This is a genomic window from Paenibacillus pabuli, from assembly GCF_039831995.1.
GTDB lineage: Bacteria > Bacillota > Bacilli > Paenibacillales > Paenibacillaceae > Paenibacillus > Paenibacillus pabuli_C.
The window spans coordinates 402,758-416,057 of the sequence record NZ_JBDOIO010000003.1 but is presented as its reverse complement, the minus strand read 5'-3'; the positions used below and the strand labels follow the sequence as shown (position 1 = coordinate 416,057).

Sequence of the window (13,300 nt, the reverse complement as noted above, 5' to 3'; positions counted from 1 at the left end):
AAATGAACGATAGTCTGATATTGTATCTTCTTTTTTGAACTTTAGCGTCGCTGAGAAAGCATAGCTCTTGAAGTTGTGATCCATATGGATAACATGAGGATCAGTTCATAAACATTCGTTAACGCTGTGCTTGCGATCGGTATCTGGAGCCCCTGACCTACAAATAAAAGTGTCGTTCCGACAAACAGCCATACCCATTTTTGTTTCACAAGAACGATTAGGCCAATTATCAAGAGCCAAAAACCAACGATGATCACCATGAATGGCGGACTTGTATGACTTTCTGACGTGTACCTCAATACGCCGTACTCCTCTATGGGAATGAGGCTTTTAACCTCATGTAAAGTTGAACTAACCATTTGGTAAATGATAAGGCCTACTGTTAATAACCACGCAGTAATATGTGTAATAATATGTTTGGAAAATTGGACTTGTGATCTACGTAAAATATAGTAGCCTACAAGAATTAAAGTGGGGGTAGCAAAGGCATGGAGCCAAAATCGAACACTGCTAAGTGTCTTGAGTAGCTCCCCTTCACCTATGAAATGACCTGCTGCAATAATTCCGTTATCATACGCAAGGCTGAACAATACGAAAATCTGGAAGATGGAGTAATTGAGCCATTGCCTTTTTCCAGATAATTGAGTGGCAATTCTAATAACAAGTATCAAATAAATTAGTGCCAATGCCGAATAAATGACAAGATCCAAAATGGTTCACCTTCCCTTATCCTTTTTTATCAATAGCAGCTTTCATTACCAGAATAGTGAATTACCCTGTACATTAACCCACAATCAACAACCTTATTCAAATAAATTATTTAGCCCCCCTTTTCATAAGTTATGGTTGGACATTGAATTCCAGTATGATTTTGTACATAGCGTTCGATCGAAGGATGGTAAGTTAGATCTCACAATTAGATGGAGATTTTATTATTAGTAGAATTTTGCTATGCTGAGTTAAATATGTTAACGGGAGACTGAGCATTGATACATAAAATACTGATCGTAGACGATGAAGCAGATCTGCGAAAGCTGCTGACGGATTATTTCGAAATCAATGGGTATGCCGTCTTAACGGCCAAGGACAGCCAAGAAGCGCTGCGGAAAATCGAACAACAACCCGACCTTGTTTTGCTGGATATCAACATGCCTGAGCAGAACGGCCTGCAAGTATGTGAGAAGATCCGTAACTTTGTATCATGTCCAATTCTATTTTTAACAGCTCGAATTGAAGATACCGATAAAATAGCCGGATTTCGGGCCGGAGGTGACGACTATATCCTTAAACCTTTCAGCATTCACGAGTTGGGGGCCAGGGTTGAAGCGCATTTGCGCAGGGAGCAGCGAATCCACATCAAATCCTCGGTGAGGTTTAACGAAGACCTGGTCATTGACTATACAGCACGGGGGGTCTTCTACCGTCATAAGCAAATCCCACTGGCCAAAAAAGAGTTCGACATTATCGAGTTGCTGTCTACGCATCCCAATATCGTGTTTGAAAAGGAACGCATATACGAAAAAATTTGGGGTTGGGACACCCAAGGCGATAGTAGTGTCATCGCGGAACATATTCGTAGAATTCGCTCTAGATTAAAAGAACACGGGTGCAATGACCGAATCGAGACCGTTTGGGGAGTAGGATACAAATGGCCAAGCTCATGAATGGACGGTTATTCAAACGATTTACCTTGCGGCAATCTTTTATTTTGTTATCTGTAGCCACGCTTATTGCCGTGCTTGCCGTTATAACTCTGGAGTTCAACTGGGCGGAAAAGCTAAGGCAGCGTTTCGGAGAAACGGATTGGGTGCTTCCTTCCCTTGTCGCGGCAGTGATGCTTACTGTGACAGCCGGAATTATCACCATGGCCATACTCTTTTACAGATGGAAACTAAAACGTCCGCTGGAACTACTAAACCGAGCATCCGAGAAAATTTCGGCCAACGATCTAGACTTCCGCATCTCCTATGACAGCCGGGACGAGATGGGCGAGCTGGTTGCTGCATTCGAAAACATGCGCTCCACATTGGAGAAAAACGTAAGGATGCTCTGGCGGTCTGTTGAGGAACGCAAAAAACTAAATGCAATTTTTGCTCATGACCTGAGAACACCGTTGTCCGTGTTGAAAGGGAACACCGAGCTACTCGCTGCTTATCTGCCTGAAAAAAAATTGTCTGAAGAAAAGGTGCTGGAACTTATCCATACCATGAATCTTAACATCGTGCGTCTGGAGAACTATACGGAGGCCATGAACTCGATTCAGAAACTGGAGGATGTCCCAGTACGACGCCAATCGATGGATATAATCTCATTCACGACTCTGCTAAACGACAGTGCTGAACAAATTGCAAGGCAATCTGGCAAAACCTTTGTCTCATCCATGGACTATGATAACGTCGTAATCAACGTGGACCCCTATATCGTCATGCAAATTTTCGAGAATATGGTGGCCAATGGAGTTCGATACGCTGTCCGTCAAGTGAATGTTCACTATGACATTCAGCAAAGCTTTATGAAAATCACCGTCTCAGACGACGGGCAGGGCTTCTCCGAAGAAGCTCTCAACAAGGCTGTGCTCCCTTTCTACCGAGGCGAGGTGTGGGATGCGACCGAACATCGCGGGCTGGGCCTTTACATTTGCAAGGTGTTTTGCGAAAAGCATAACGGGATCCTGCAGGTCGATAACGGACCTCAAGGCGGCGGTATCGTCACTGCAAGTATTGGGGTCCAAGTTGATAAATAGTTGAAAATGTTCTGATAGCATTTCCTTATCTTGAATTGGGGAGTTGCTATTGATGCTTATAATGAAAAAAAGAATGTTTATTGCCATCAGCTGCTTACTATTGTTATGTTCCATATGGCCGAACTTCGTTTCCGCCACGAAAGCCCGAGACAGGTCAGAAATTCTGCAAAATATCGACGAATATATGAATCGGAGTATGGAAGTCAATCAGATCAGGGCTGCCTCACTGTCCATTGTTAAGGGCAATGAGGTCTACTACGCAAAAGGCTATGGAACGTTCGAAAACGGCCAAAGCGTTACTAGCGACACTCATTTCCCCATTGCTTCCTTAAGCAAGTCCTTTACCGCACTAGCTGTGCTGCAGCTGGCGGACAACGGCCTGATTGACCTGGATGCAGCATACAATTCATATTTTCCAGACAATCTTGCACAGGACCCCCGCGTTCACAACATCACGGTCCGCCATTTATTGAATCAGACTAGCGGTCTCAATGACCAAATAAATCCGGATATGACGAGGAAGCCACAATTCCAAACCCTGCATGAGGTGAACCGGTTATTAACCGAGGTACAACTGGCCCATAGCCCTGGAACAGCCTACAGCTATCATAATCCCAATTACGTGCTGCTGGCGAACCTCGTGGAAAATGTGAGCGGAGAGCGCTTTTCGGATTATCTGAATAAACATATCTTCCAACCGCTGGGGATGAACCATACCTTCAGTGTCAGCACAACGCAGCAATTCTATGAGAATGTAACGATTCCGCTAGGACATTACTTGAGTTTGGGACGTGCCGTAGGACAAACGGAACCGATGTGGTTTATCGAAGGCCCGGCCGGTATCGTTTCAACCGCGGAGGACATGTCCCTTTGGATGCTTGCACAATATCACGAACACCTACTTTCTCCTACCCTAATGAAACAATATCACGCGGCTGGGGCCATCGGTCCTTACGGCATGGGCTGGCTTGCAGACCAAGACGAATCCTGGGGCCGAATTATCTCCCATAGCGGCATTTTCTGGACATACAAGTCAGAAGAAAAGATATTTCTGGACGAACAGATGGGCATTGCGGTGATGTTTAATTCCGGATTAAACGCTTATGTGAATTACTCGACTTTTATTGATGAAATCGCGAAGATTATGAGAGGGGAGAAACATGCTACCTCATTTGTGAACGGTCGAAATATGGAAATGATCATGATTACGCTAATCGTCGCCACGCTCTTATGGGGCGTATATGCCTGTTTTCGCATCCGACGGAGGAACCAAATCCTAACGATCCGTAAAATGATGTGGATAACGATCGGAAGAATTATTCCGATTGTAATCCTCGTGTTCCTGTCCCCATTGATGACGTTTATCGGCGGAGGACGCGTGCTGCCTTGGTTCGGCATCTGGACTACGCTGTCAACTCCCATCATATGGCTTGTTGTATGGTCCATTGTTAATCTCGTGCATTTGGCTTGCTATTATTACGTCTATGTACAGCATAAAAAGTACAGCTAGTTAAATTCACCCCAGTAGGTCACGTCATTCAATCGATAATATGAAACTTCCTGACCGTTTGTTGAACGAAAGCAGCCAATCATGTGATTGCCTGCTTCCTTGGTTTGTTGAGCTGCATCTTCCGTTTGTTTAAGGAGCTACAATTCCCCATGATTCACGGTAATGATACGAATAAGGCATCCATTTCTCTCCGGACTTCTTCAATTTCACTTCAACCACTCTCTGCTAAGCGTCATAAAACAGTGATTTTAACCAGCCTTATTTCACTTAGGATACAATCAAAAAAACAGCCGGTCAGATTTGAACCTTGCAGTTCAAATCTGTCAGCTGCTTGCTTGTTAATATTCAATCTATCGTTACTGTTATTCCTTGGTAGAAGACTCTGTATCTGCAGCGGAGGTTGCAGTATCCGCACTTTCTTCTGCTGGTTCAAGTGTATTGACAATGGTTGCTTTGGAACGCAATTCGGTCATCCAATTGGTACTGAGTTCACCGACTTGCTGCTCCACCAGTATTTTACGAATATCTTCCTTTTTGTCTTCCTGTGTGGGATTGGTTGCTTCTTTAGAATCTGTCTTCTTGATGATGTGGTAACCAAAATCCGATTTAATCGGGTCACTGATCTCATCGATTTTCATGGAGAAAGCTGCTTTCTCAAAAGGTTCTACCATTTCACCTTCTCCGAAGAATCCAAGATCCCCACCACTCGCTGCAGAGGCTGTATCTGTGGATTTATCTTTTGCCAGGGTTGCAAAATCGGCTCCTTCATCAAGCTGTTTCTTTATTTCATCAGCTTCTTCTTTTGTTGCCACAAGGATATGGGATGCTCTTACCTGCTCCGGAGTGGCGAACGTCGCTTTGTTCGCCTCATAATAAGCACTGATATCCTCATCTTTTACTGTCGTTTGCGGCTCTAAAATTTTACGGATCTTCACTTGTACTTCCGTATTTTTCTTAAGTGAATCCATGGTCATACCGGATTGTGAAAGTGCCATATTAAGCCCTTCTTCACCGCCATACTGGGTTTTTAGTGATTCAATCTCGGCATTCACATCTTTTTCCGTAACAGACACGTTGGCCTTTGTTGCCTCCTGATCTATCAATTTCATCGTAATCATGGAGTTTAGTGTGCTCTCGCCACCTAGAGAAATCAATTCATTATACAGCTCGTCCTTTGAAATGTCCGTGCCATTGACCGAAGCCACAGACTCCCTGCCTCCGCCGAACGGTGGATATATGAGTACAACGATAAGTGCAGCAGCTAGAACTCCCGAGATTACCATCCAGACCACACTGTTTTTCCCTTTAGCCGCCTGTGGATGAACCTCTGATGGGTTCCCTTGAATCTCCTCTTCTTGCATTTCCGGCACCAAGGTTGTTTCTTGCTGTGGTTCCCGCTCTTCTGTCAAAGAATCTTTCATTTCTTCTTCATTGCCGGATTCTGACGGTTTGTTATTATCCATTAAAATATGATCCCCCTTAGGTCTTTTCCTAAATCTACTTTTTAATTAAATATAATGTATTCGGAAAATAATACCTTAAAATAACATAAAAATTCTCGAATCTGCTTCATTCTTTTTCACTGATGTTTCCTATTCGTTAAATCATTTAGCATTTAGTTCCCAATTGAATATCTACAAAATGAAGAAAATATTCCTCTATACAAAAAATAAAAGCCGCTATTGAGCGACTTTAATGGGATCATACTGTTCTCCCTCGACAGTATTAGCTAGCTAATACTATATACCTTTGATTTCTTCATATATACACCCTGTTCCTAACCCAACCTCAAGTGTCGTAACTGACCAGGTAATGATGAAGCTCTGTGTTATAGCAGCCGATACTGTGCTCAATTAGTCTTCCTTCCCCGTCGAAGGAGTTACGCAGGCGCTTAAGCACATGCATCCCCGGTGGGATCTCCAGCAGCTGGCATACCTCGGGAGGTGCCGGTTCTACAAAGAAACGGTCCCTGAAGTTCTCCAGCATAATGTCGTTCTCCTCCAGTGAGTCATACAGCGACTGTATGTCTGTATCCATTTCTTGCGTACCTCCACCAGGCAGAGCAGCTGCAGCCAAGAAGTGTATCAGATGAATATAAGGCTGTCCGTTCAGAATGTAGAGTCTTTCAATCCGCTGGCAATACGGCCCGTAGCGGCCATATTCCTCCGTTCCGGCATCATTGGTGACTAACCGGGAATTCAGTACTCTCTTTTCCAGCTTATGGCCCTCTTCTACGAGCAGCTCCGTAAACCGTTTCCCCTTAGAGAGCTTCTGATGAGAAGTATTGCGCATCACAATCGTGCCAATTCCGCTTTTCTTCTGCACATAGCCTTCTTGGGACAGCTCCTGAACCGCACCGCGGACCGTCATTTTACTGACGCCAAATTCCTTCTCCAGCTGCGGCTCGGAGGGAATGATGCTTCCGAGAGGATAAACGCCATGGAGTATCCGGTCTTTGAGAATTTTTTGGATTTGCTGATATAAAGGACCTTGCTTGCGCTTCAGGGACACTCGCTGTTCACTACCTTTCAAGATCTAAGGTATGGTCTGACAGCGCCCGGAGCACCTCACTCTCGCTAAAAAGCGCTGTATCGCCTTGAGTAGTATGGGCCAGCATCGCTGCCGCCGCTGCCATATTAACCGTCTGCTGCTGCGGGTATTGCTGCAATTCCCCGTGGATCATGGCACTGGCAAACACATCGCCGGCTCCGATCCGGTCATACACCGGGAAGGTCAGCTTGGGGGAAAACACGAACGTAGCTTGATGATAGATATATCCTGTTAGGGAATGCGTGTTGTCTGCGTTAATCTCACGGTGGGTTCCCGCTACCGTTCCGATTCCGAAGCGTTCGACAACTTCGGGAATCGCTTGTTTCAACTGTGTTATTCTATCATAATCTCCGGTTCCAATGCCAAGAATAAACCGCGCATCCTTCTCATTCATCAATACCAGGTCCGCAAGCTCGAGCAGTTCTTCATAGTGCGGACGGGCCTTAATATAGCCATCTGTTCCCCATAACGCAGGACGGTAATTGCAATCAAAAACAACCTTGCCCCCCGCACCCTTCACTTCCACAGCAAGCCGTTTCATTTGCTGGCGCACGCCTTCATTCATAGCCAGCGTAATGCCGCACAAATGAAGAACGTCGACCTTGGAGGCAAGAGCTTCCATATCATAGTTGCTCGCCTCTGCGGTATTGAAACTGCTGCCCAGCCGGTCGGTGTAAGTGACTCTGCCGGGCCGGGCTCCAAAGCCATTTTCCAGAAAGTACATCCCCAACTGCTTGCCGCCACGGCTGATTAGTGAAGTGTCCACTCCAAGCTTGCGCAGATAAGCGATAGCTGCTTCGCCCACCGAGGTTTCCGGCAAGGTGGTTATAAGAACACCGGTATGGCCGTATTTGGCCAGTGCTGCCGTTACATTCACCCCGCTCCCGGAGAAAGAATACTCCAGCCTGCTGCTCTGGACCAACGTTTCGTAGCCCGGAACCTGCAGACGCATCATCACTTCACCAAAAGCAGCAATCCTAGGCATACTGGTCCACCAGCGATTTCATCATATCGAGCAGTCTGCGAACATCCTGCACATTCGTACTCCCCGTCTCTGGCTCGAAAATAGAGGAATAAACATGTGGGATAACCTGTGGCACGCCTGCCTGAAGTGCAATCTCCAGTATGGCTCCGAAGTTATCCAGATCGATTCCGCCCGTAGGCTCCAGAGCAAATCCAGCTTCTCCGCAGGCCTTGGCAACCGCACGGTACTCCTCCTCCAGCTTCAGCCCCTGCATCGGATAATATTTGAGCGCATTGCCGCCCATGTCACGCACCAGTGCAATGGCGGCATGAACGGGAACAATAGCATGCGGAGTCGTCCCTGAACTGACGGGGCCGGTCGATATATTTACATAGCCTGGCTCCCCGCATGGAGAGACCAGGCTGTTAATCCAGCTGTCCTTGGCTCCCAGATTGACGCGGGTTGCCCCCACCGCCGGAAATACCTGGTTGATATGGCTTCCCGGATAACTTGCGGCAATCTCCGCCACAACTGCTGCCTGGCGGTTGTCACCGGCCCCGAGCCCTATGGATACAGCATCTTGAATAGCCTGACCATATTCAGTCATAGCGGCTACCGCTTCCTCCGCCGAAGCATAATTTTTGGAGAGCACACCTACCAGTACATATCCTTCCGCAGCTTCGTATACTTCCTTAGCGTTCCCGATACTGCCAGCCAGTACATTAAGTGCTGCCCTGTTCTTATACAGACACTGCTGAATATTCGTCATTCTGGTGTTCCCCCCACGATTTCATGTATTCTGCTGACGATGACCTGAAGATCATCACCTTGCAGCGACCTTGGATCAATATCGAAATAACCCTGGTTTACGCCATAGTCCCGGGTATATACCGCAACCTCGCCTTCACGCAGCTGGTCATTCACATCCCTCGCATCCAACCCTGCAACAGCGGAATCAATCTGGATGCGTCCACGGAAAATCGCTCTGCCCGCTTCATCCTGCACGATACGGACTGAAACCCCAGGAAGCTCGGCCAACAGCTGAAGAGTGTCAAGGGTCTGCTTTTCCTGTTCGCTGTTATCGGCTTTATCCTGGTATTCCTCCAGCGCCTGAAGCAGCCCGAAGGTAGTCTCTTTGCCGACCTTCATGCTCCGGCCGATCCCGTGCAGCTGGATCTTTAACCACTCGGTGTATTTCTTTTTACCGGCAACAATCCCGGAAGTAGGACCTTCAATTGCTTTGGATCCGCTGTAAATCGCCAGATCCGAATATTGGACATATTTAAGCAGATCCTCTTCTGCAGCCGCGTCAACAATTAGCGGGACTCCGCTGCGCTGCGCAACCGCCCAGGCCTCTTCCACAGAGATCATGTTCTTCTGGACGGCGTGATGGGATTTGACATAGAGAATGGCCGCAGTATATTCACCGATGGCCTGTTCAATATGCTCCTGACGACCTTCATTGGCGTATCCAACTTCCACAACCCGGCCGCCGCCAAGGAATACCATGGTTTCAATAGGTGCTCCATACTGCACATTGTGACCTTTTAGCATAATAATTTCATTCTTCAATACCGGCTCTTGATGCAGGCGAAGACTGAGCCGCGGATCTCCGGCGGTCACCATGGCAGCCACCGACAGGGCTATGCCGCTGGATGCCGAGTTCACAACAACCGCCCCTTCCGAACCAAGCAGGCGTGCAATATATTCTCCCGATTTGTCTACAAGATCCGCAATTTCCACGTATTTCTGTCCGCCTTGTTTCATTGCCTCCATGACCGAATCCGTTGGTGCGGAAACGCCAAGAATGCTCATTCTACCGCTGGCATTTATAACACGCTTCAGTCCATATCTAGCTTGTAATGAGTGATCCATTAGCATATACTCCTTTAACCTTAATATAGTGTTGCGCGACCCGGACATCGCCTTCCGAATCCTTAAGGTGTTTTTCACCCGCTTCCAGGGCAAACAAAGTCAGGTTTGCCCGCTGTCCCACCCTAATCTGTCCGAGCTCCGGCTTGCCGAGCCACTCTGCTGCGTTGATTGTAACCGCGCGAATGACCTCTTCCAGACTGTAGCCAAGAACCAGAAATTTGGTCAGTACATTTGACATACTGTACACCGGCCCGTTCAACCGGTTGCTCCGGTAAATATCCGTGCTGATCGTATTCAGTTCAATGCCTGCTGCCTTGGCCTGTTCTGCAATCCGGAACGAGAAGCTCGCTGTGCCATGTCCCACATCCAGATGAACTCCCCGGGCTGCTGCATCAAGCAGTCCCTGCAGGGGTGTGCCGTCCGCATGGAACAGATTGTTCGACTTGCCATTTAGATAATGGGTGATTACATCGCCCGGCTGTAATAGCCCCAACACTTCAGAGATTGCGGGTGGAGCGGAACCGATATGCACCATGAGCGGCAGCTTCGTTTCTTTCGACAATACGCGTGCCAGCTTAAGAGGCTGTATGCCGCTGTCTTTGACGACGCTTCTGCTTATGCGTGCTTTCAGGCCTACGATGAAATCAGGATAAGCCGCTGCCGCTGCCTGGGCCTTGGCCAGGTCTATCCATTCCAGCTGTGACAGTTCATCTGTCCGTTCAAGGCCGATCCTGGAAATATTCAACATAGCAAACACCTGCGTCTCCGCCTTCAGGCTGGCGGTATACAAAGCCCCAATCCGGTCTGCACCGCAGCTTCCGGCATCCACGAGTGTCGTTACCCCTTGCTTCACACCAATTTCGTCGATGTCATCGCCATAGGGATCAAGCTCCGGAACAGCATGCACATGCAGATCAATCCATCCGCTGGACACATATAATCCCAAACAGTCTTGACCGTTCTCTCCTTCAGCCTGGCCTGGCGGTGTAATGGCAGTGATGATCCCGTCCCGAATGGCAATATCTATGATCCGCCCGTCAACAAGCTGCAAATTGCGCAGCACATGCTCTGTGCCCAATCAACCCATCTCCTTCTTCGACCCAGGTATACAGGCAAAATTCACATATGATTTATTTCATGAAACCTGTACATCCATCTATTAAAAATAAACCTAATGAGCTACTTTATTCCAAAGATTATAATGTTATAATGTTTATGCTAACTTAAGTATAATTCAGAACAGAACAGTCATTTATAAGCCCAAGATTACGAATCCGAACTTTTTAAAAATTGGAGGGACAGCTTCATGGCTAATCCGGCACTCAAGCCATCCTTGCTCAACAGATTCAGGCTCAGCTGGAATCATTTCAAATCAAGACTTCTGCTGAAATATGCGTTTTCCTACATCCTCATATTTCTTATCCCTCTGACAGGTGTAACTATTTTTGTATATGAAAACGCTGTCAATGGCCTTCGTGTTGAAATTGAACAATCCAATGTCAATCAGCTGAACCAGGTGAAGAACACCATAGATACCCGTATGAATGAGCTTCAGGAAATTGCAGGGAGAATCGCTTATGACAAGCATTTAACCCCCTACATGGTACGGCATCCCTACTACAGCATGGAGGCGGTTCAGGCACTGGCGAATTACAAAGCCAGCAGCAACATAGCAGAGGATCTGCTTCTCTACTTCCACAACGATTCCAACATCTATTCTCACCGTGGTCTCGCTGATCTTCATGTCACGTTTGATACGCTCTATCAATTCGAGCGCTGGACCCCGGATGTATTGCGACAGGACTTGAATGATACTCGGCAGCCTCTGGTGCGTCCCGCTGAGAATGTGACGATCAATTCCCGTACGGATCCGATGCTCGTCATGCTCGTACCCATTAAACCGAATGACCCCTTTCCATACGGAACCGTCGTGTATTTAATGAAAGAATCCAAGCTAACCGGGGTCATGGATTCGATTTTGAGTGACTTCACGGGGAGCACCTATATTTTCGGTCCCACCGGAGAGGTATTAACCGCGAACAGCCATGGCGTCACCCTACCTCAGGACGAGCTTAAGAAATTATCCGGACTTCAACCTGGTATTCATAATCTACAGCTGGACGGGGAACAACACTCTGTCGTTTCTGTACAATCGGAAGAGAATGGCTGGACCTATGTAACCACGATGCCAAGCTTCCAGTTCTTCAGTCGTGTCGCCCATGTCCAGACCCTGATACTGATCGTCTTCGGTATCACGGTCATTACCGGCATTGCTGCCGCACTACTGCTGGCCAAACGGCAGTACCATCCGATCAGGGATCTGATGGAATTTGCCAAGCTGAAAGGCAGCGGCAATGATGCTCCCAAGCTTCGCAATGAGTGGGAATGGATCCGCCAGACTCTCCACGATTACAGTGCCAAAATTGATCTACAGGAGCCCTTCGTCCGCAATCAGTGTATGCTGCTGCTGCTCAAGCACGGCAAGCCGGATGATCCAGAGATTGAGCAGATGATCTTCAGCACCGGCTTCAGGCATCCTCAGGGAGAAGGCCTCTATTTCTCGGCTATTCTGTCCTGGGATGACACCCAGCCAGGCGGCAACTCCTGGCAGGAACGTCATCTGCTGCAGGGAATACTCAGCAATGTATGTTTGCCCGGCCCTGGTGCACAGATCTTTGGTGTGGAGTTCTCGGTTAAGGACCAGTTTGCCCTGATCATTTCACTTCCGGGCGGTGCAGACATGCCGGTTCAGAACCAAATGGAACAGGTTATTGAAGGAATTCAAGCGATCATCCGCGAGCACTCACAGCTGTCTTTAAGCATCGGTGTCGGTATGGCCTACACGGACCTGACCCGTCTTAACCAATCGTTTATCGAAGCTGCAGCAGCACTGGAGCACCGAATGATCCGGCGCAGCGGACAGGTAACCTACTTCGAGCAGCTTGCAGAGCTGAACCCTTCCGCAACCGAGAGTTTCTGGATTCCACGCAAATCCATGCTGAAGCTGGAGCAGAGCCTGAAGCAGGGCAACGAATCGGTAGCCGTCCAGATGATTGCTGATACCATCGATATGATCAAAGACGAGCCACTGCAGATTCATCTGCTGCGCTGCATCTGCTTCGATCTGCTGAACGCTTTTCTGCGCACCGCCTCCGAACTTGGTATGGACAGTGTCTTCGCCAATATGCCGGAATTGACCTCCTTCGAAACGCTTGAAGAACTGGAGAGCCGCCTGCTCTCTCTGGCCGCTGACATTTGCGCGCAGGTCGAGCGGAATACAGAGACAAGCGAATCTTCATTAATGGATGACATTCTGGCTTACGTGGACGAGCAGTTCGCAGATTACACACTCAGCCTGGAGCATGTGGCACTTAAGTTTGCCATTTCAACCTCTTATTTAAGCCGGAGCTTCAAAGAGAAGACTGGCAGCAATTTCTCACAATATATCTGGCAAAGGCGTGTGGATGAAGTTATCCGGCTGCTGGAGAATACTAGCGCACCGCTCAAAGAAATTATTGAGCAGGTCGGTTATTTGGATACGCCGAATTTCATCCGCAAGTTCAAAAAGGAAATCGGTCTGACACCAGGACAGTACCGTAAGGAACATGCTTTGAAGGGCGCTGTTGCGAAAAGACCGGTTTAATCCCGGTCTTTCTCC

11 protein-coding genes are annotated in these 13,300 nt (G+C 47.7%); 4 read left to right on the top strand and 7 right to left on the bottom strand.

The window, feature by feature from the left end; all coding sequences use genetic code 11:
• Positions 1 to 41 precede the first annotated feature (41 nt).
• Entirely contained in the window at positions 42 to 710 is a 669-nt protein-coding gene (locus tag ABGV42_RS04180; RefSeq protein ID WP_347380512.1) for a hypothetical protein, read from the bottom strand.
• 279 nt (positions 711 to 989) lie between these two features.
• Between ABGV42_RS04180 and ABGV42_RS04175 the strand changes: the two genes are divergently transcribed.
• From ABGV42_RS04175 to ABGV42_RS04165, 3 genes are read left to right on the top strand one after another with little or no spacing between them, the layout of a single operon-like run.
• The gene (locus ABGV42_RS04175; protein WP_347383139.1) at positions 990 to 1,664 is read left to right on the top strand and encodes a response regulator transcription factor; all 675 of its coding nucleotides are present in this window, start codon (positions 990 to 992) and stop codon (positions 1,662 to 1,664) included.
• A complete protein-coding gene (locus ABGV42_RS04170; protein ID WP_347380511.1) occupies positions 1,649 to 2,743 on the top strand; it encodes a HAMP domain-containing sensor histidine kinase in 1,095 nt (364 codons plus the stop codon). Before ABGV42_RS04175 ends, ABGV42_RS04170 begins: the two co-directional genes overlap by 16 nt.
• Positions 2,744 to 2,795: 52 nt before the next feature.
• On the top strand, positions 2,796 to 4,253 hold the full coding sequence (locus tag ABGV42_RS04165) for a serine hydrolase domain-containing protein (protein WP_347380510.1): 1,458 nt from the start codon (positions 2,796 to 2,798) through the stop codon (positions 4,251 to 4,253).
• Positions 4,254 to 4,615: 362 nt separating this feature from the next.
• On the opposite strand, the gene ABGV42_RS04160 is transcribed toward ABGV42_RS04165, so the two are convergent.
• The 6 genes from ABGV42_RS04160 to ABGV42_RS04135 form a co-directional block, all read right to left on the bottom strand.
• Positions 4,616 to 5,716, bottom strand: coding sequence for a peptidylprolyl isomerase (locus ABGV42_RS04160; RefSeq protein WP_347380509.1), 1,101 nt, complete (start codon positions 5,714 to 5,716; stop codon positions 4,616 to 4,618).
• 325 nt (positions 5,717 to 6,041) lie between these two features.
• Entirely contained in the window at positions 6,042 to 6,764 is a 723-nt protein-coding gene (locus ABGV42_RS04155) for a GntR family transcriptional regulator (RefSeq protein ID WP_347380508.1), read from the bottom strand.
• A 10-nt stretch (positions 6,765 to 6,774) separates the two neighbouring features.
• A complete protein-coding gene (locus ABGV42_RS04150) occupies positions 6,775 to 7,788 on the bottom strand; it encodes a sugar kinase (protein WP_347380507.1) in 1,014 nt (337 codons plus the stop codon).
• Positions 7,781 to 8,536, bottom strand: a complete 756-nt coding sequence (gene dagF, locus ABGV42_RS04145) for a 2-dehydro-3-deoxy-phosphogluconate aldolase (RefSeq protein ID WP_347380506.1) — start codon at positions 8,534 to 8,536, stop codon at positions 7,781 to 7,783. Before dagF ends, ABGV42_RS04150 begins: the two co-directional genes overlap by 8 nt.
• Complete coding sequence (locus ABGV42_RS04140) at positions 8,533 to 9,642, bottom strand: DgaE family pyridoxal phosphate-dependent ammonia lyase (protein WP_347380505.1); 1,110 nt, start codon at positions 9,640 to 9,642, stop codon at positions 8,533 to 8,535. Before ABGV42_RS04140 ends, dagF begins: the two co-directional genes overlap by 4 nt.
• Entirely contained in the window at positions 9,620 to 10,720 is a 1,101-nt protein-coding gene (locus ABGV42_RS04135) for an amidohydrolase/deacetylase family metallohydrolase (protein WP_347380504.1), read from the bottom strand. The genes ABGV42_RS04140 and ABGV42_RS04135 overlap by 23 nt, the downstream gene beginning before the upstream one ends.
• Before the next feature lie 228 nt (positions 10,721 to 10,948).
• Here ABGV42_RS04135 and ABGV42_RS04130 point away from each other — a divergent pair, with 228 nt between their 5' ends.
• Complete coding sequence (locus ABGV42_RS04130; protein WP_347380503.1) at positions 10,949 to 13,285, top strand: helix-turn-helix domain-containing protein; 2,337 nt, start codon at positions 10,949 to 10,951, stop codon at positions 13,283 to 13,285.
• Positions 13,286 to 13,300: the final 15 nt, after the last annotated feature.